The sequence below is a fragment of the Pseudarthrobacter sp. SL88 genome (genome assembly GCF_026672455.1).
In the GTDB taxonomy this organism is placed as follows: domain Bacteria; phylum Actinomycetota; class Actinomycetes; order Actinomycetales; family Micrococcaceae; genus Arthrobacter.
In genome coordinates this window covers 1,669,106-1,688,614 of the sequence record NZ_JAPPRD010000001.1, presented here as the reverse complement: position 1 = coordinate 1,688,614, position 19,509 = coordinate 1,669,106, and the positions used below count along the sequence as shown (strand labels likewise).

The following is a 19,509-nucleotide window of genomic DNA, read 5'->3' as shown; positions in this document are numbered from 1 at the left end:
TACAGATGGCGGCAGTCCGGCGGCCACTCTTGTAGGCAAGGAGACGTGCTGTCGGCGCGCAACGCTGGGGGCGGCCACCGCCTCCTAAGTCCGCCCATAACTCCGCACGAAAGACCAGGAAGCCGGCCATGACATCACGTAAACCGATTGCCGTAGCCACCAACGACTCGGCGCAGAGCCAGGCGGCGGTGCTGTGGGCCGCGCACCGGGCCGAAAAATCCGGGGTACCGCTGGCCGTCCTCCACGTGGTGGACGACCGCTGGGTGGCCGAACCCTATCCCTGGTTCGGCGTACTGGAGGAGGCTGGCGACCAACTGCTGAAAACTGCGGCAGGGCGCGTCCGGGGAGCAACACCGGCCACTGTCACCACACGGCTCCTGACCGGGAGCGTGGGCGGTTCGCTGGCCAAGTACTCGGGCAAGGCATCGATGCTCGTGATAGGTTCCGGCTCCGGGCACCTGGGCGGGACACTGGCAGACCGGGCCCTGCAGGTCGCGGCCTCCGCCAAGGTACCGGTGGCCGTCGTCGGGACGCAGGACCTTGCCGGACGGTCCGGCGTGGTGGTGGGGGTCGACGGCTCCCGGGAGGCAACGCAGGCTGTCGCTTTTGCGGCTGCGGAGGCCGACCGGGAGGGCGATGAACTCACAGTTGTCTATGCCGTCAGGATGCCCGACCCCGTAACGGACGCAGGGCTGGCCCCGGCCAGCCTGGCCGAGATGGTCTCCGAAGAAGAACGGGTGGTCCTCTCTGAGACCGTGGCGGGCCTCGAGGAGGACTACCCCGACCTGAAGGTGCACCGGGTGCTGGAAACAGAACGGGACCCCGTTGACGCGCTGGTCCACGCGGCAGGCGGAGCAAGGATGCTGGTGGTGGGAATCCGCGGCCGCGGCGGCATCAAGCGGCTGCTGCTGGGGTCCACTGCGCACGGGGTGCTTAAGCATCTTCCCTGCCCCACTGTCATCACCCGGATCCAGGCCGGCAAGAACAAGGCCTGACCAAGAACGGAAGCCGGCCAGGCAGGCCGCCGGATTCCGCCATCCACATTGTCCGCACCATCCGTTCCAGGGGCGACACCATGAGAAAAACCGCAGCAATCATCATGCTCATCCTGGGGATCCTCCTTTCTCTGGTGGGCCTCACAGCGCTCGCCGGGGGCGCCGTAGCCATGGCGGTCGGGTCCGCGCAGGGTGATGGCTTCCTCACCTCCGGCTCGGCGCGGCTGTCCGTCGCATCCCACGCGCTGACATCGCCCCGGCTCGACGCCGTCGGCGAAGGTGTTCCGCCCCGCCTCCCCTTCGATCTGGGGACCCTGCGGCTGCGGGCGGCCCCGGTGGACCCGGCCAAGGACATCTTCATCGGGATCGCGTCCAGCGCCGACGTCGAGAAGTACCTGTCCGGCGTCTACCACTCGGAACTGCTCGACGTCGAAATGCAGCCGTTCCGGGCCGACTACCGTGACATACCGGGAACCGCCGTCCCTGCAGCGCCCGCCCAGCAGACGTTCTGGGCTGCCTCCGCAACCGGCCCCGGCGAACAGGAACTCACGTGGGACCTGGCGGCCGGCAACTGGTCGATTGTCCTGATGAACGCCGATGCCAGCCAGGGCGTGGCAGCAACACTGCAGGCCGGGGCGCGGTCTGAACTGATCCGGCCGGCCGCCTCGGGCCTGCTGGTGGGCGGCGCCATTGCCCTGGTGATCGGTGTTCCGCTGCTGGCTTTCGGGGCAATGGGCCTCGGCCGCCATACCGGCCCGCCGGCCCGGGGACCGGGAGCGCCGTACCCCGGATACCCGGCTGCCGGTGGCGCCCCGGGACTTCCGGTGCAGGCACAGCAGCCCCCGCAGCACATGGCAGAACTGGCGGACCGGGCCCCCTACCCGGCGCGGCTTTCCGGTGAGCTGGATCCCCGGCTGTCCAGGGGCCTGTGGCTGGTCAAGTGGTTCCTGGCGATTCCCCACTTCGTTGTGCTGGTCTTCCTATGGTTTGCCTTCGCAGTGACCACCATCGTGGCCGGGTTCGCGATCCTCTTCACCGGCCGCTACCCGAGGGCACTCTTCAACTTCAATGTTGGGGTGATGCGCTGGAACTGGAGGGTAGCGTTCTACGCCTATGCCGCCGCCGGAACGGACCTCTATCCGCCTTTCACCCTGGCGCACGCCGACTACCCGGCCGACTTCGATGTGGACTATCCGGAGCGGCTTTCCCGGGGACTGGTGCTGGTCAAGTGGTGGCTGCTGGCCATTCCACACCTGCTGATCGTGGCTGCCCTCGCCGGCACGGCATGGACCTGGCGGGCCGAAACCACGGATCTGGGAACCACGTATGAGCGCAGCACCGGGATTTCGCTGCTGGGGATCCTGGTCCTGGTGGCCGTGGTGGCACTCCTTTTCACCGGCCGCTACCTGCGCCCGCTGTTCGACCTGATCCTGGGCATCAACCGCTGGATCTACCGCGTCATGGCCTACACGGCGCTGATGCGGGACGAATATCCGCCTTTCCGGCTCGACCAGGGACCCGGTGAAGCACCGCCGCCGGCAGGCCAACCGGTCCGGCAGGAAATACACATGCCCGGAACGGGCCCAACACCCAAGCCCTAGCCGCCGGGGGTTGGGCAACAACGGTCATGACCGCACCAGAAGGAGTTGAGATGGGTTCAGCCGGAGCACCGTTCGGCCGGATCGTCGTAGGAGTCGACGGCTCGGAGGCCTCCATCGAGGCGTTGCGGCAGGCCCAGCGCCTCGCGGTGCCGCTCGGCGCCAAGGTCGAGGCCCACGCCTATTGGGATTACCCGCAGGCCTACTCCGGCTACATGCTGATGGGCATCGAAGGGTTCGAAGAGCGTGCCGGCCAGATCCTCGATGAGGCGGTCAGCACCGCCTACGGTGACGAAACGCCGTCGAACGTCATGGCCAGCCTCGTCCGCGGACACCCCCGGGATTCACTGATCGAAGCGAGCCGCGACGCTGACCTGCTGGTAGTGGGCCGGCGCGGGCACGGCGGCTTCAGCGGCCTGCTCCTGGGCTCTGTCAGCTCGGCCCTGGTGGCCCACGCCCACTGCCCGGTGCTGGTAGTGCACACGCCGGAGGCGCCCCCGGAAACCCCGTGACGAAGGTTCGGAACAGGACAGGTCAGCGCCCGCCGTCGGACGCGTCTGCCTGGGCCGGAACCACCAAAACCGGACAGTGGGCATGGCTCACGCAAGCGGAACTCACCGAGCCCGGCACGAAGCCAGCGTGCCCATGCCGGCCAACAATCAGAAGCGCAGCTTCCCTGCTGCCGCCGATCAGGAGTTGCGCAGCGCTGCCCCGCAGGAGCCGCCCGCGGACTTCCGGCGGCACCGGCGACCCGAAGGCATCAGCGAGCGCCTGCCGGAGTGCCTGCTTCGCCGCGACTTCGAATCCCTCAATGCCCACGGCCAGGTAAATCCCGAAACCGGCAGGAACATCCCAGCACGCCCATGCCTCCACAGCGGCATCCAGCGGCCCTGCCAAGGCGCGGGCAGTCCGCAGGGCCTGGACCGAGGCGGCTGACCCATCCACGCCCACAATGATCCTGGGCTGGCCTCCGCCGGCTTCCATGGTGGGCTCCTTTCCCTTTGCTGATTGACGTCTGATCCAACCCTGCTGAAGGAGCAGCCGGCCGGGTAGGGCCGTTGGTCACCGGGCGGCGGCAGCGGGATCAGGTACTTTGCGTACTTTGGTCCCTTACATCCACGGACAACGGGCGCAAGAATGGTACTTGCCCCGCCCAGGGGCTGCCCGCACAGCGCAGCGGGTGCAGGTGTGGTCCTTATGAAAATGGGAGCGTAACGTGCAAAGGCTTGAGACTGACTCGGGGGAAGCTGCAATTCCGCAGGAACCGCTCCGCGTCTTCATCCTCGACGACCACGAACTTGTCCGGCAGGGCTTGAAGGACCTGTTGGAAGGTGAAGGGTTCGTGGTGGTGGGCGAAAGCGGATCGGCTGCCGAGGCCACTCGCCGGATCCCGGCGCTTCGGCCGGACATCTCCATACTGGACGGCCGCCTGCCGGACGGTACCGGCATCGAGGTCTGCCGCGATGTCCGTTCGCTCGATCCGCGGTTGAACTGCCTGATCCTGACCAGCTACGACGACGAACAGGCGATCCGCGGAGCTGTCCTGGCCGGAGCGGCGGGGTACATCCTCAAACAGATCAGGAGCGACGACCTCCTGGCCGGTATCCGCAAGGCGGCCACCGGCGCGTCCCTGTTCGAGCCCGGGGTGCGGGAACGGATCGTCTCGGGACTGACCCGGACCCCGACGGACCCGAGGATGGAAGGACTCAGCGCACAGGAAAAAAAGGTGCTCGTGCTGGTGGGGCAGGGACTGACGAACCGCCAGATCGGCGAGGAACTCTTCCTGGCCGAGAAGACCGTGAAGAACTACGTATCATCCATCCTTGCAAAACTGGGATTCGAGCGCCGGACGCAGGCGGCCGTGTTCGTCACCCGGAACAGCCCGGAGGCCTCCTGATGTGTTGGCCCCCTGTCACTGCAGGCCTGCACACCATCTGATCCGGGTGCCCTCTCCTGGTGCACTGTCGATGCTGCAGCTGCCGCCCAGCATCTCCGCCCTGTGCCTCATGTTGGCCAGGCCGCTGGTCTGCCCGGGCTCCTCGAATCCGCAGCCATCATCCTTGATGACAAGCTCCACACCGTCAGCTGAGGCGGTCACCGCCACGTGCACGTCCGCAGCTCCCGAGTGGCGTGCGGCGTTGCTCAGGCCCTCGGACAGCACGGAGAGCAGGTGTCCCGCGACGTCATCATCGACGACCTCGTCAACGGGGCCGCTGAACACTACATCTGGCGCCACTGAGTAGCCCCGGGACGTTTCCTCGGACACCTTGAGGATTCGGCTGGTCAGCGGTTCATGGTTCCCGCCGGTCCGCAGCGAGTAGATGGTGTCGCGGAGCTTCCGGATGGTGTCGTCCAGTTCAGCTGTTACCGCAGCGATCCGTTCATGGGCCACAGGGTCCGGGGTATAGCGCCGCAGGCTTTGGATGCTCAGGCCCGCAGCGAACAGCCTCTGGATCACCAGGTCGTGCAGATCCCGGGCGATCCGCTCCCTGTCGGTGAACAGGAGGTTCTGTTCGCGCAGTGCATGCACCCGTCCCAGTCCCAGCGCCAGCCCCACCCTGCTGCCGAACAGCGCACTGGATTCCAGCTCGGCTTGGCTGAAGGGTCCGCCCCCGGAGGGCCGGGCCAGCAGCAGCACCCCGTTATCGCTGCCGCTGTGGCCCAGGGGGCACACGAGCACGGCCCCCAGCTTTTCGCCGATACCACCACCAAAAACCTCTTGCGGATCCCGGACGACCACCGATTTCCCGGTCTCAATGACCACATCGACGGCGTCGGAAGCCTTGACCTCCTGTCCGGCTTGGAGTCCCTGCACACCAAGCGACGAACGGCAGCGGAGCGTACCGTCACCATCAGGCACGGCGATAACGGCAAGCACGGCTTCCGAGACCCGCAACGCTGTTTCCGCCACCAGATCCAGGTTTTCCGCATCCTTGGGCCGGGGTGTGACGATGAGCCGGCTGCTCAGTTCCATCCCTGCTTCAAGCCACTTCTGGCGGCGTTTGCTGTCGTCAAAATGGCGGGCGTTCTGGATCGCCACGCCTGCCGCGGCGGCCAGGGCCACAGCGAGGTCTTCATCCTCCGGAGTGAAGTCCAGCCCGCCGTTCTTCTCCGTCAGGTAGAGGTTCCCGAACACTTCGTCGCGCACCCGTACTGGTACACCGAGGAACGATTTCATGGGGGGATGGTTTGGAGGAAAGCCCGAAGCGATCGGGTGTTGGCCAAGTTCGTGGAGCCGAAGGGGCCTGGGCTCGCGGATCAGCAGACCGAGAACACCGTGCCCGGTGGGCAACTGGCCAATGGCTTTGATGCCGTCCTTGTCGATCCCCACTGTGATGAAGTGGCTGAGCCGGAGGTCTTCGCCTATAACGCCGAGCGCGCCGTAGCGTGCACCCACCAGGTCACAGGCCGAGCGCACCAGCCTGTCCAGCACGGTTTCGAGGCTGAGGTCCTCGGCGATAGCCATCACGGCGGACAGGAGGCCGTTCATCCTGTCCTGTGTCTGCAGCAGCTCGTCCGCCCTGGAGACGAAGTCGCGAAGGAGGTCTTCGGCCCGCTCCCTCATGGGCGAACGCCATGGCTCAGTGCTCACAACTGACCTCCTGCCGAAGCGGCCCGTGCCATTTCAGGAACCCGGCGGCACGCAGTGCCCCGGTGCGCGCCGCGGCCCCCGCCCGCGCCTGAGCACGCAGTGATGGCTTGGCACCATCCTAGGAGACGACGGCGGGCCTTGGAACGCCGTTGCATTGAATATCCGGATACCGGGACCTTCTTCCCTAGTCCGCCGGGTCTCCCGGCCCTAGGCTACGGCCATGGATACAGGTGCGTTGGAAGTGGAAGCCGAAATTTTGGGCGTTCACGACTGCTGGAAATACCTGCAGTCGACGCCGGTCTGCAGGATTGCATTCACGCATGGCACCGACGTCGAAATATTCCCCGTCAACTTCGCTGCCAGCAACGGAACGGTGCTGATCCGCACCGGCGCCGGTAAGACTCTGGACACCGTGGCGAACGCACAACAGGTCTCCCTGGAGGCGGACGGGTTGAACCAGTACGGCACCATCGCGTGGAGCGTCGTGGTCAAGGGACGCGCGGTGACCGTGGAAGATCCGGAAGGTTACCGGGAAGCCGAGTCCGCCGGCCTGTCACCCTGGCAGGCCGGAACCAAGAACCGGCTGGTCCGGGTCACTCCCGGCGAGATTTCCGGCCGGCGTTTTGTTATTGCTCCCCCAACCCGCTGGGCATCGCAGGAGCCTGCCGGCCAAGGTTGATGCTGTCCGGCATGACGGCCGGGCAGCCGTACCAGAGGAAGGTCACCCATGGACACCACCAGGCCCATCGCGGTCGGCGTCACCGACTCCGAAGCATCCCGGGCCGCCCTGGCATGGGCGGCTGCGCGGGCCGCCCGGCTCAAACTGCCCCTGGTGCTCCTGAACGTCCTGGACGACCACTGGATGGCTGGCGAAGCACTGGAAGCCCTGCCCTACATCGATGTGCTGCGAACGTCCGGGGAAGACCTCCTGAAGATGTCCGCAGACCGGCTCCGCACCGAGGAACCCGGACTTCAGGTCTCGCAGGAACAGCTGGAGGGAAGCATTGGGGCATCGCTGGGCCGCTACTCCGAAAAGGCATCGATGCTGGTTCTGGGCAGCAGCGGGCAGACACGGGGAGCCTTAACAGACCGGGCGCTGCAGGCCGCGGCCGTGGCGGCATCACCGGTGGCCGTGGTTGGCCCCGGGCAATCCGACGGCAGGGGCGTCGTCGTCGGCGTCGACGGGTCCTCCCAATCGACGCAGGCAGTAGCCTTCGCAGCGTCGGAGGCTGACGCGCTGGGTGACGAGCTCACGGTTCTTTACGCCTTCACCGGACCCAAAAGGTGGGTCGGGGCCGGCCTTCCGTCCAGTAGCTTTTCCCGGCACGTTCTCGAGGAGGAGCGGATAGTCCTTTCCGAAACTGTGTCCGGCCTGCGGCAGGATTTCCCTGGCCTTGTGGTGCATGATGTGCTTGAGACCGTCATGGAGCCCGCCGCCGCCCTTGTCCGTGCCGCCGCCCAGGCCCGGCTGCTGGTGCTGGGAAGCCGCGGGCGTGGCAGCTTCAGCAGGCTCCTTTTGGGCTCTACTGCGCACGCCGTCCTGGCCCAGCCGCCTTGTCCCACAGTCATCACGAGGCTCAGAAAGCCGGCCTGACTCCTCCAGGCCCCTGCACCAAGGGCCGCTACGGGGCAGCGGCCCTTGCCTCACGGGAGTCATCCAAACAGGACAGCCGCTTCCCGGTACCGCGCTTCGGGTACCACTTTCAGGGCTCCGAGGGCCTGTTCCAGGTCAACCGGGATGATGTCTGTGCCCCGCAACGCAACCATCGTCCCCCACCTCCCGTCGGCTGCCAACTGGACGGCGGCGATGCCGAGTCGGGTGGCGAGTACACGGTCGAAGGCGGTGGGTTCACCTCCCCGCTGGATGTGGCCCAGAATGGTGGCCCGGGTTTCGATGCCTGTCCTGGCCTGGAGTTCCTCTTCCAGGAGGCGGCCGATGCCACCGAGACGGGGCCGGCCGAACGTATCCAGCCCGCGCGGCGCATACGGTGCAATCTGGCCCATGGGGGCAAATGCCTCGGCCACCACCACGAGGGGCGCCCGGCCGCGGTCACGGGCCGACAGCACCCAGGCGGCAACCTGCTCCAGGGAGACCGGGTGCTCCGGGACCAGGATGGCGTGCGCACCGGCAGCCATGCCCGCGTGCAGCGCAATCCAGCCTGCGTTTCGTCCCATGACTTCCGCCACCATGCACCGGTGGTGGGACTCACCGGTGGTCCGCAGCCGGTCCATGGCCTCGGTTGCCGTCTGGACGGCCGAGTCGAAACCGAACGTGTAATCCGTTGCACCCAGGTCGTTGTCGATCGTCTTGGGCACTCCGATGATGTGCAGGCCCTGCCGGCACAGCTCGCTGGCCGCCGCCAGGGTCCCCTCGCCGCCGATGGCAATGAGCCCGTCCAGGCCGTTGCGCCGGAAGCATTCGCGGACGGCCCCGGCTCCGCCGTTCCGCAGCGGATTGGTCCGGGACGTGCCCAGGACCGTTCCGCCCAGCCGCGAGATGCCACGTACGCTGTGCCGCGGCAGGGGAACAACCTCCTGTTCCAGGACTCCGCGCCAGCCGTCCCTGAACCCGACGAACCCGTAGCCGTGGACGATGTCTCCGGCGAGGACGGCGCCGCGGATCACGGCATTCACGCCGGGACAGTCGCCTCCACTGGTCAGGATGCCGAGGCGCCTCACGGCAGGGCCGGATCCGCTGCGGCCGCGAGCCGGAAGTTGCCGGACTCGCCCGGCATCAGGGTTGTATCCCTGCCGTTGACCCGCACACTGATGGGCGCGGCGTCCCCGGGTGAAGACACGATATGAAGGTGCCCGCCCTTGAGCCTGACGTTCAGATGGTGCCCCCGGTACCGGATGTGGAAGGCGACGCTCCGCAGTCCTGTGGGCATGTTAGGGGCGAACATGATGGTCTCCCCGCTTAGCCGCAGCCCGGCGAAGCTGCGCTGGATGACATCCACGGTCCCGGCCATGGCGCCGAGATGGATTCCAGACCGGGTGGTGCCGTGCTGGGTGTCGTCCAGGTCGGCGTCGAGCGCTTCACGGAAGCTGTCCCAGGCCCTGTCGGCGTCGAGGGCGGCGAGGACTGAGGCATGCGCAACGCGGCTCAGGGTGGAGCCGTGGGCCGTGCGGCCGAGGTAGTACTCAATGGTCAGGTTCAGCTGCTCCGCGGTGAACGTGTATCCCAGTTCGGCCAGGAGTCCGGTCAGTCCTTCCTGGCCCAGGAGATAGGGAAGCATCAGGACATCGGCCTGCTTGGCGAGCTTGTACCGGTTGGTGTCATCGCCCTCTGCTTCCAGGATCAGGTCCAACCGCTCGATGCTGTCATAGGTTTCCCGGTAGCGGTCCCAGTCCAGTTCGTTGAGCTGCCCGTAGCCGGCAAACTGGCTGATGACGCCGTCGGGGTGGAAGGGGACGAAGAACGCCCGGCCCACGCGCTCCCAGCCGGCGGCCTCATCGGCGCTGATGCCCAGCCGTGCCGCCAGCTCAGCCCGCTCTTCACCCTGGAACATGGCGACGATGTCCGCGGCCCGCAGGCAGGCCCAGGCAGCCATCACATTGGTGTAAGCGTTGTCGTCCAGTCCCGGCTCAGGGTTTCCCGGATACCCGGTGTGGTATTCATCCGGCCCCACCACGCCCTTGAGGTGATAGCGCGAAGTGTCCTGGCTGAACTCGGCACGGGAGGCGAAGAACCGGGCAACCTCGATGACCAGTTCGGCGCCCCGCCTGAGCAGCCAGGGTTTGTCATTTGTGGCCTGGTAGTACTGCCACGCGTTGAACGCCACCGCCAGGCCGGCGTGCAGCTGCAGGTGCGAATAGTCACGGACCCACCGGCCAGAGCGGTCGTTGTAGAGCCAGGTGGGCGTCTCCTCGGTCCCGTCGCTTCCGCTCTGCCAGGGAAACTTCGCCCCCGTGCAGCCCGCCAGTGCAGCGGCCTGGCGTGCGGCCGGCAGCCGGCGCCACCGGTAGTCGATCAGGGCGCGTGCCACGTCGGGCGTGCGCAGCGTCACCAGTGGCAGCACGAACAGCTCATCCCAGAAAACGTGGCCGCGATACCCCTCACCGTGGAGCCCGCGGGCAGTGACACCGGCATCCAGTTCAGCCGTATGGCGGGTCAGGGTTTGCAGGACATGGAAGATATGGAGGTTCAGGACCAGCCGCACCTGCCCTGGCGCGTCCATCTCCACCAGGTAGGGCGCCAACTCCCGGTGCCAGGCGTCGAGGTGGGCAGCCAGGAGCACGCCGGGGTCATCGCCGGCGCGGTGGAGCTCCAACCGCGCTGCGGATGCCGGGGATGAGATGGCGCGGTCCCGGGAGGTCACCACGGCGACAGCCTTCGTGATTGTTGACGGATTCCCGTCGGCGAGCGCCATCCGGAAGGACCGGTAGTGGAGCGCCCCGTCCCGGCCCTCTGCTGCCCCCGCTGGGATGCCGGCTCCCCGGGTGCGGAAAGCCACGGCGATCCGCACCAGGCTTTGCGTCGTTTCGGCCTCGACGACGGAGATGCCGTCATCCGGGACGTCACCGGGTGCGTCCCCGACGGCGGTGCGCTCGCCGGTGCGATCCGCCAGGTGGATCCCGGGACCGGCCTCCGGGCCGGGAATGTTGGCATTCCGGACCCCGGCGTTCACTCCGCTGCGCACCTCCACCGTGCCGCTCCAGCCCAGCGGCGTCACCTGCATGTCCAGCACCAGCAGATGCGGCTCGGCCATGGACGCGAAGCGGGTCTGGACCACCTCCAACCGTTTACCGTCGGCGGCTTCGAGCAGCATTCGCCGCTCAAGTACGGCCCTGCGCAGATCCAGCGAGCGCCGCTCGTGCAGGAGGGTCATGCCGCCGGCGGACCACCAACGCCCGCCGTCCATCTTCAGGTCAAGGGGAAGGCAGTCCGGAGCGTTGACCAGGTGTTCCTCCATGACCGTCTCGCCACCAGCTTCGGCTTCCGCCCTGTTGTACACTCCGGCGAGGTACATGCCGGCGTAGCTGGCCGGGCCGCCTTCCGAAGCTGCTCCCCGGACGGCCAGGTAGCCGTTGCCCAGGGTGGTGAGCGCTTCGCGGTGCCCTTCGTGGTCGGCGTCGAATCCTTCGAAAACCAGGTGCCAGGGATCGCCCAGCACCAGTCCCAGGTCCAGTTCCCCGACGTCGTTCAGGACCGCACCGGCACCTGCAGCTTCAAGGCCCCGCCGGGTGCCGCTCCGGTCAATACCCACCACCAGGCCGAAGCCGCCCCGCCGCGCCGCCTGGACGCCGGCCACCGAGTCCTCGATGACCACGGCATGGGATGGTGGAACACCCAGCCGGAACGCGGCGGCCAGGAAGACATCGGGCGCGGGTTTGCCCCGCAGCCCGAGCTTGGCCGCGGCCGCTCCGTCGAGGATGACGCTGAAGAGGTCAGCGATGCCGGCTGCATCCAGGACGAAGGACGCGTTGCGGCTGGAGGTCACCACGCCCGTGGGCACCCCGGCGTCGGCCAGCCGGTGCAGCAGCTGCATGGTGCCCGGATAGCTTTGGACGCCGTCCCTGCGCAGGTGTTCGAGGAACAACCGGTTCTTCAGGGCACCCAATCCAAATGCCGTCCAGGCGCCGGGCTGATCGTGGTCCGTTCCCCGGTCCACTGCCACTCCCCTGGCGGCCAGGAACTTCATGACGCCCTCCTCCCGGGGCAATCCGTCGATGAACGTCCGGTAATCGGCTTTGGACATCGGCGTGCGGCTGGCCGCGGCCGGGATCCGCGGGTCCTGGAAGATGCGGTCGAATGCTTCCTTCCAGGCGGCCTGGTGGAGCAGTGCGGTGTTGGTGATGACTCCGTCGAGGTCGAAAATGACCGCGTCGAACGGCGGCCTCGCGGCAGCTGCGGTGGGAGAACCGGTCATAGCACAGTGCTATCAGCAGGGTGTCCGGGGCAGCCAGTGCCGTTAGGCCCGCGGGGGCAGGCGCTGCTCGGCTGCGGCAATGACGGGCAGGGTTCGAAGGTAGGTGTCCGGGTTGAGGGACAATGAATCGATGCCCTGGCCGACCAGGAATTCGGCGAGCTCCGGGTGGTTGCTGGGCCCCTGTCCGCAGATGCCGATTTTGATACCGGCAGCATGGGCCTTGGAAATTGCCTCGGCGATCATGGCGCAGACGGCCGGATCACGTTCATCGAAAAGTCCCGCCAGCTGTTCCGAGTCCCGGTCCACCCCCAGGACCAGCTGTGTCAGGTCGTTTGAGCCAATGGAAAAACCGTCAAACCGCTGGGCGAACTGCCCGGCCAGCACCACGTTCGAGGGGATTTCGCACATCATGTACAGCTGCAGGCCCGCTTCCCCGCGGACCAGACCGTGGCTGGCCAGGGCCTGGATCACTTGGTCGGCTTCGTGGACGGTGCGGCAGAAGGGGACCATCACGACGACGTTGGCGAAGCCGATCTGTTCCCGCACCCTTTTGAGGGCCCGGCATTCGAGGGCGAACCCTTCGCGGTAGTCCTCGCTGTAGTAGCGGGAGGCACCGCGGAACCCGAGCATGGGGTTTTCCTCGGAGCGTTCGAAGGCGCTGCCGCCGATCAGGTGGCTGTACTCGTTGGACTTGAAATCGCTGAGCCTGACGATGACGGGCTTGGGGTGGAACGGCGCGGCAATCTTGGCGATGCCGGTGGCCAGCGCGTCAACGAAGTATTCCTGGGGGTCGCTGTACCCACTGGTGAGTTGGCGGATGAGTGCGGCCTCGTCCTGGTCGGCCACCCGCTCGGGATGGACCAGGGCCATGGGGTGGATGCGGATGAGGTTGCTGATGATGAACTCCATCCGGGCAAGGCCAACACCGGCTGCGGGAAGCCGCCACCATTTGAAAGCCGCGGCAGGGCTGCCGATATTGACCATCACGTCCGTCCGGGTGGCGGGCAGCTGGTCCATATCGACGTCCTCCACCGTGTAGTCCAGCAGTCCCTCGTAGACGCGGCCCTCTTCCCCTTCCGCGCAGGACAGGGTGATGGGGGCGTCCTGGGGCAGGGTGTCCGTTGCGTTGCCGGTTCCGACGACGGCCGGAACGCCCAGTTCACGGCTGACAATGGCTGCGTGGCTGGTGGGTCCGCCGTGGTCCGTGACGATGCCGGCGGCACGCTTCATGACAGGTACCCAGTCCGGGTCGGTCATCCGGGTGACCAGGACGGATCCTTCGGTGAATGATTCGATGTCCTTCGCGTCCCGGATGACGCAAACATTGCCCTTGGCGATGCTGTCCCCCACGGCCGCCCCCGCAGCGAGGACGTGCCCCTGCTGCTGCAGGTGGTAGGTGCGGAACATTGAGCTGCTTCGGCGGGCCTGGACCGTTTCGGGCCGGGCCTGGACCATGAACAGTTCGCCGGTCAGTCCGTCTTTGGCCCATTCCATGTCCATGGGGCGCCCGTAGTGCTCCTCCACGGCGGACGCCCACCGCGCCAGCAGGACGGCTTCGGCATCCGTCAACACCAGGGAGGCGCGCTCGCGTTCCGTGGTATCCACCATCCGGGTGAGCGCGCTGCCGCCATGGCTGTAAACCATCTTCCGTTCCTTGGCACCGGTTTCCCGGGCGATCACCGGTGTGAAGCGGCTGTCAGCGAGCAGCGGCTTGAACACCTGGTACTTGTCCGGGTTGATGGTTCCCTGCACCACTGTTTCCCCCAGCCCCCAGGCGGCGCTGATGAGCACCGCGTGTGGAAAGCCTGATTCGGTATCGATGGAGAACATGACCCCTGATGCCCCGACGTCGGAGCGCACCATGCGTTGGACCCCTACCGACAATGCAACATCGAGGTGTCCGTATCCTTTGATATCGCGGTAGCTGATGGCGCGGTCGGTGAACAGCGAGGCATAACAGCGCCGGCAGGCGTCGAGGACGGCCCGTTCCCCGGAGACGTTGAGGAAGGTCTCCTGCTGGCCGGCGAAACTGGCATCCGGCAGATCTTCGGCGGTGGCACTGCTGCGGACCGCCACCGGCACCTGCGCATGGCCGGCCCGTCGTGAAAGCTCCCGGTAGTGTCCACGGATCTCCGCGGCAATACCGCCCGGGAAGTCGGCGGCCAGGAACAGCTCCCTGATGGCGGCACCGGCCTGCCGGAGTGTGGCCCGGCCCTCCTGGTACTCCGCGATGCAGTCCCTGATGCGGGGCTCCAGGCCATTGTCTTTAAGGAAGGTCCGGTAGGCGTCAGCGGTGGTGGCGAACCCTTCGGGTACCTTGACCCCGGCCGATTGCAGCGATCTGCTCAGCTCACCGAGAGACGCGTTCTTGCCGCCCACCGAGGCGACGTCCCCGATTCCGGTGTCGCTGAACCATTTGATGTGCAGGTGGGTTCCGGAGGTCACGGACGGAGCAGTCATGCCTTGATTCTGGGCTGGTCTGGCATGCCGGGGCAGGGTCTTAGGTCCCCACGGGTCACGGCCGCGGCCGGCGGGGCCAGGCGGCCTTGTATACCCAGTCCGCTGCCAGGACGGCCGGTATAGCCAGGGACGCGGCAAGGAGGCCGGCCGGCGGGGGCGGGGCCTGTCCCAGCAGGCCCGCGGCCGGTGGAATGAACAGGCATGCTGCCAAGACCGCCAGTTCGGCAGCCACGGCCCACAGCAGCAGCCTGTTGGTGCCCCAGCCCAGCTGCCAGGGCAGTACCGTGGCGCTCCGGCAGGCAAAGGAGTTGGCCAGCTGTCCGAGGACCACCGCCGTAAAGGCCGTACCCGACGCCGCCAGGAGCAGGCCGGCTTCAGGAGGCCCGCCGCGGGTCCAGCCGCCGGCGAAGAGCACAGCGGAGAAGGCGGCCATTTCGACGGCGGCCTCAACGGGGCCCAACACGCAAAACACGCGCACCATGAGTCGCCGGTCCATCAGGTGCCTCCGTTCCGGCGGCCGTGACAGTACGCGCTTGCCGGGAGCTTCAGCTCCCAGGGCGAGCGCCGGCAGCAGGTCGGTTCCGATGTCCAGGGCGAGGATCTGCAGCACGCCGAGGGCCAGCGGGAATTGGCCGCCCGAGAGCGCCCAGACAACGAAGGGCGTCAGCTCTGCCACATTGTCGGTCAGGTGGTACGTGAGGAAACGGTGGATGTTTGCGTAGGTTGCCCGGCCCTGTTCGATGGCCGCCACAATGGTGGCAAAGTGGTCATCGAGCAACACCAGGTCTGCCGCCTCCCGGGCCACATCGGTTCCGCTGAGGCCCATGGCCACGCCGATGTCCGCTTCCTGCAGGGCCGGCCCGTCGTTCACGCCGTCGCCGGTCATGGCCACCACATGTCCACGCGACTGCAGGGCCTTGGCCACCAGGAGCTTCTGTTCAGGCGACACCCTGCTGACCACAATCCCGTCCCGGTCCAGCAACGCTCCAAGCAGCTGCCAGTCCTCCGGGAGGCCGGAGCCTTCCACCACCATCTCCGGTGTTCCGGCCAGGCCGATCTCGCGGGCGATCGCCGCCGCGGTGGCAGGATGGTCGCCCGTGATCATGGCCACCTTGAGCCCGGCCTGCCGGGCTGTCCTGATGACGTCGCCCACACCGGGCCGGGGCGGATCGTGCAGGCCGATCAGGCCCAGCAGTTCCATGCCGCTCTCCAGGTCCTCCGCAGGCGTTGCCATGCTGTCCCCCGCCAACCCCGCAAGGTTGCGCCGTGCCACCGCAATCACCCGCAGGCCCCCGGACGCCATCAACAGAACCTGTTCCCCGACCAGCGTGCCGACGTCCGCGCACAACGGCAGCACGGCCTCCGGTGCCCCCTTGCAGAAGAGATCCTGGCCCACGATGGCCGACTCCCGGCGACGTACCGGATCAAACGCCATGCGTCGCGCAGGCGGTGTCTCGGACCCGTGGCTGCCCGAGAGCCGCCGCGCCAAGGCGTCGATTGCTGCCTCCATCGGGTCGCCCGAAGCCTGCCACTCGCCATTGCGGAGCACCGCCCGGCCCTGCGACGCTGCACGGGCGGCGAGCGCCGCCTCCGCGGCCGCCTCCTGCCCGCCGCCCTGTACCGACCCGGCCGGTCCGTATCCCTCCCCCGCCACATGGATGGTTCCGGCGGGCGTGTGGACCTGGACGGCGTTCATCCGGTTCTGGGTGAGGGTCCCCGTCTTGTCGGTGCAGATGAAGGTGGTTGATCCCAGCGTTTCAACGGCCTCCAGGTTGCGCACCAGTGCGTTCCTGGCAGCCATCCGCTGGGCGCCCATCGCCAGCGACAGGGTGACTGTGGGCAGGAGGCCTTCCGGGACGAGCGCGACAGCCACCCCGATGGCGAACAGGAACGAGTCGCGCCAGGCGATTCCCGCCACTAGGGAGACCAGGAAAAACAGGCAGGCGATGCCCAGGGCCACCAGGACCACCAGCCGCACGATCCTGCGCAGCTCGAGGGACAACGGCGTGGGTGGTGGCAGGGCAGCGCTGGTCAGTGCGGCGATCCCGGCCAGGCGAGTTGCGGCGCCGGTAGCGGTAACGGTGGCTTCGGCGTCGCCGTTGACCAGGAAGGTGCCGCCCCAGGCGGGGTCGCCGCCGGTTTTGGGGACCGGCGCGCTCTCGCCGGTCAGCATGGATTCATCAACGGCACAGGCCGCGGCCCCAAGCAGGATGACGTCGGCGGGGATCCGGTCGCCGGCCGTCAGGAGCACCACGTCATCCGTGACCAGGTCGCTGGCGTGGACAGTCCGGACCTGTCCGTCCCGCCGTACCCGGACGTCGGCGGGCAGCAGGCCCCGCAACCTTGCGGCGGCGTGCTGGGCGCGTTCCTGCTGAATGTGCGCGAAGACGCCATTGACGATGACGACGACGATGATCGCCACGCCCAGTTGCGGCATGTCGGCAACGAAAGCCAGGGCAGCGGCCACCCACAGCATGAGGGCGAAGAAGTGGGTCAGCTCCGCCCAGAGCTTACGCCACTGCGGGACGGGCTTCTCACCCGGCAGGACGTTGGGTCCGGCACGTTTGAGCAGTTCCGCTGCCTGCTCAGTTGTGAGGCCTGCCGCGGCCATCACACGCTGTCCGGCTCCTGCCCCACCAGGACCACCGGGCACACTGACCGGGCGGCGCAGGCCTTGCTGACCGAGCCCATGGACGTGCCGGGGAAGCCTCCTTCACCATGCCTGCCCACCACCAGCAGCTGCGCCCGTTTGCTCTCTTCCACGAGGACTTTTCCGGGCGCTCCGAACCTGACCGTCACGTCGATGGCCGTGGTCCGGCCGCCGGTGAACGCCCGGCCGAGGGCGTCCTCCACCAGGCGCCGGGCGGTGTCCTCCAGCCCGGCCGTCAGCGGGTGCTCGCTGCTCTCAAGGTGGGATATCACCAGGTAGTCGGGCATGCCGATGCAGGTGATGACCTCCAGCCGGGCGCCCAGCCGGGCGGCGAGGGTTCCGGCGTACCGGAGGGCAGCCGAGGAGAATTCGGACCCGTCAACACCCACGATGACGGGCCGGGAAGCTGATTCTTCGTTCATATCCACTACATTCGCCACGACGGCGGGCGGCCCGGAAGTGCCAAAGGTCATGCCGGCGTTGCCGGCCGTACGGTGGCTCCGTGCAGGGCCCGCAGCCCGTTCAGGATGGTGGCCAGGTCCACGAGCTCCTGGAGGAGGGCACCGGTGACGGCGGGAATGTAGCCGGTCATGGCCACGGCCATCAGCCCCACGCTTAGCCCGATGCCTGTCCAGATGCTGACAAGTGCCACCGACATGGTGCGTTGCCCGATCGCCACCGCCAGGGCAACCTTTGACAGGTCATCAAGCATCACCACCACGTCCGCGGATTCGCTGGCAGCTGTAGCGCCCCTGGCGCCCATGGCGATGCCCACGTCCGCTGCCGCGAGCACCGGAGCGTCGTTGACGCCGTCGCCCACCATGAGCACGGGCCGCTCCCGGACGGCCGCCACGGCCTGGACCTTGTCCTCCGGCAGGCAGTCCGCCTGCACCCTGGTGATGCCGGCTTCCCTGGCGATGTATGCGGCGGTGGCGCCGGCGTCGCCGGTCAGCAGCACGGTGTGTTGGACCCCGAGCCGCTGCAGCTGGTCAAGCGTTCCCACCGCGTTGGCGCGCAGTGGGTCTTTCATGATCAGCGCTCCGGCATATGTCCCGTTGATGGCCACGTGCACCGCCAGCTGGCCGCTGCGGAGCGACGCTTCGCGGAACCCGGCCGCGGCTTTCACCAGGCCAGCCTTGCCCACCACCACGGTGTCGTCCCCGCAGACGGCCTGCACACCGTGGGTGGCGTGCTCGATGGCCTCCGTCACCGGCAGAAGCTCCAGGTTGCGCTGGGCGGCTGCCTCGATGACGGAGGCAGCCAGGACGTGGGAAGAATACTGTTCGGCGGAGGCAGCCAGCTGCAGGATACGGGCCGGGTCGAAGGGAGGCCCCGCGCCGGATCCCGCGGCAGGTGCCGCCTGCACCGTATCCAGGACGGGACGTCCCGATGTCAGTGTTCCGGTCTTGTCGAAGACCGCCGTCCGGGCGCGGGCCAGCTGTTCCAGGGTGCCGGTGTTCTTGATGATGATGCCCTTGTGCGCCGCCTGGCTGGTGCCGGCGAGGAATGCCACGGGTGCGGCGATCAGGAGCGGGCACGGCGTGGCCACCACCAGGACCTGGGCAAACCGGACGGGGTCTGCCGAGAGGAACCAGGCGGTGGCGGCCATGGCCACCGCGAGCGCGGTGAAGGGAACGGCGTACCGGTCCGCGAGGCGCACCACCGGCGCCCGGCTGGAGGAAGCCTCCTCCACCAGGGCGATGATGCGGCTGTACTGCGAGTCGGCCGCCGTGGCCGCCGCCCGCACCCTGATAGCTGCCTCGCCGTTGACGGAGCCGCTGAGCAGGAGATCCCCGCGCACCCTTTCCACGGGCAGGCTCTCGCCGGTCAGGGACGATTCGTCCATGCTGGCCTCCCCGGACAGGAGCTCGCCGTCCACCGGGACCAGTTCGGAGGGCCGCACCACCAGGATGTCGCCCGGCAGCACGTCATCGATGGGGGTGTCCTCCAGTACCGATCCGTCGGTTTCCCGGTGGGCGTAGCGGGGAGCCCTGTCCAGCAGGGACCTCAGTTCGCGGACGGCGCGGCCCTGGGCGAAGGTTTCCAGCGCCTCGCCGCCGGCAAGCATGAGGATGACCACCAGGGCTGCCAGGTACTCGCCCACGGCCACCGTGCTCGCGACGGCCATGAGCGCCAGCACGTCGATCCCCCAGCGCCCCTCCCGGAGGGACCGGACCATCACCACCGCGCGGAACACGGCCACGAGGGCTGCATAGGCGGACGCACCCAGCCGCGCCGGCTCTTCCCGCCCGGCGAGCAGCAGCCCCAGGGTGGCGGCGAGCACCAGGCAGGTCAGGAACACCAAGGGGTACAGGCGGACCTGGGCCAGCATCCTGGTCAGCAG

Annotated in this window: 14 protein-coding genes; 6 read left to right on the top strand and 8 right to left on the bottom strand. The window is 67.7% G+C overall.

Annotation, left to right across the window (positions count from 1 at the left end; all coding sequences use genetic code 11):
- The first annotated feature begins 128 nt into the window (after positions 1-128).
- From OVA06_RS07765 to OVA06_RS07755, 3 genes are all read left to right on the top strand, one after another.
- Positions 129-995 carry a universal stress protein gene (locus OVA06_RS07765; RefSeq protein ID WP_268157433.1) on the top strand — a complete coding sequence of 289 codons (867 nt, stop codon included), beginning with the start codon at positions 129-131 and terminating at the stop codon, positions 993-995.
- Between the two features lie 80 nt (positions 996-1,075).
- Complete coding sequence (locus OVA06_RS07760; RefSeq protein ID WP_268157431.1) at positions 1,076-2,596, top strand: DUF4389 domain-containing protein; 1,521 nt, start codon at positions 1,076-1,078, stop codon at positions 2,594-2,596.
- Positions 2,597-2,646: 50 nt separating this feature from the next.
- Entirely contained in the window at positions 2,647-3,105 is a 459-nt protein-coding gene (locus OVA06_RS07755; RefSeq protein ID WP_268157429.1) for a universal stress protein, read from the top strand.
- A 22-nt stretch (positions 3,106-3,127) separates the two neighbouring features.
- Here the strand turns inward: OVA06_RS07755 and OVA06_RS07750 are convergent, their stop codons facing one another.
- Positions 3,128-3,577: a universal stress protein gene (locus OVA06_RS07750; RefSeq protein ID WP_268157426.1), complete on the bottom strand. Its 450-nt coding sequence runs from the start codon at positions 3,575-3,577 to the stop codon at positions 3,128-3,130.
- Positions 3,578-3,809: 232 nt separating this feature from the next.
- On the opposite strand from OVA06_RS07750, the gene OVA06_RS07745 reads away from it, so the two are divergent.
- Complete coding sequence (locus tag OVA06_RS07745) at positions 3,810-4,490, top strand: response regulator (RefSeq protein ID WP_056079584.1); 681 nt, start codon at positions 3,810-3,812, stop codon at positions 4,488-4,490.
- Positions 4,491-4,505: 15 nt separating this feature from the next.
- Here the strand turns inward: OVA06_RS07745 and OVA06_RS07740 are convergent, their stop codons facing one another.
- Positions 4,506-6,158, bottom strand: a complete 1,653-nt coding sequence (locus tag OVA06_RS07740) for a sensor histidine kinase (protein ID WP_268160701.1) — start codon at positions 6,156-6,158, stop codon at positions 4,506-4,508.
- Between the two features lie 247 nt (positions 6,159-6,405).
- Between OVA06_RS07740 and OVA06_RS07735 the strand changes: the two genes are divergently transcribed.
- Both OVA06_RS07735 and OVA06_RS07730 read left to right on the top strand, forming a co-directional pair.
- Positions 6,406-6,864: a pyridoxamine 5'-phosphate oxidase family protein gene (locus OVA06_RS07735; protein ID WP_056079590.1), complete on the top strand. Its 459-nt coding sequence runs from the start codon at positions 6,406-6,408 to the stop codon at positions 6,862-6,864.
- 48 nt (positions 6,865-6,912) lie between these two features.
- Positions 6,913-7,779 (top strand): universal stress protein, encoded by an 867-nt coding sequence (locus tag OVA06_RS07730; RefSeq protein WP_268157423.1) that lies wholly within the window; start codon positions 6,913-6,915, stop codon positions 7,777-7,779.
- Between the two features lie 59 nt (positions 7,780-7,838).
- On the opposite strand, the gene OVA06_RS07725 is transcribed toward OVA06_RS07730, so the two are convergent.
- The 6 genes from OVA06_RS07725 to OVA06_RS07700 are packed head-to-tail and all read right to left on the bottom strand — an operon-like array spanning position 7,839 to position 19,497.
- Complete coding sequence (locus OVA06_RS07725) at positions 7,839-8,864, bottom strand: ATP-dependent 6-phosphofructokinase (protein WP_268157421.1); 1,026 nt, start codon at positions 8,862-8,864, stop codon at positions 7,839-7,841.
- Complete coding sequence (locus tag OVA06_RS07720) at positions 8,861-12,055, bottom strand: HAD-IA family hydrolase (RefSeq protein ID WP_268157419.1); 3,195 nt, start codon at positions 12,053-12,055, stop codon at positions 8,861-8,863. The genes OVA06_RS07725 and OVA06_RS07720 overlap by 4 nt, the downstream gene beginning before the upstream one ends.
- Positions 12,056-12,097: 42 nt before the next feature.
- The gene (gene ppsA, locus OVA06_RS07715) at positions 12,098-14,515 is read right to left on the bottom strand and encodes a phosphoenolpyruvate synthase (RefSeq protein ID WP_268157417.1); all 2,418 of its coding nucleotides are present in this window, start codon (positions 14,513-14,515) and stop codon (positions 12,098-12,100) included.
- A gap of 55 nt (positions 14,516-14,570) precedes the next feature.
- Entirely contained in the window at positions 14,571-17,126 is a 2,556-nt protein-coding gene (locus OVA06_RS07710; RefSeq protein ID WP_268160698.1) for a cation-translocating P-type ATPase, read from the bottom strand.
- Positions 17,126-17,638 carry a universal stress protein gene (locus OVA06_RS07705; RefSeq protein ID WP_082497382.1) on the bottom strand — a complete coding sequence of 171 codons (513 nt, stop codon included), beginning with the start codon at positions 17,636-17,638 and terminating at the stop codon, positions 17,126-17,128. Before OVA06_RS07705 ends, OVA06_RS07710 begins: the two co-directional genes overlap by 1 nt.
- Positions 17,635-19,497 (bottom strand): heavy metal translocating P-type ATPase, encoded by a 1,863-nt coding sequence (locus tag OVA06_RS07700; RefSeq protein WP_268160696.1) that lies wholly within the window; start codon positions 19,495-19,497, stop codon positions 17,635-17,637. Before OVA06_RS07700 ends, OVA06_RS07705 begins: the two co-directional genes overlap by 4 nt.
- Positions 19,498-19,509: the final 12 nt, after the last annotated feature.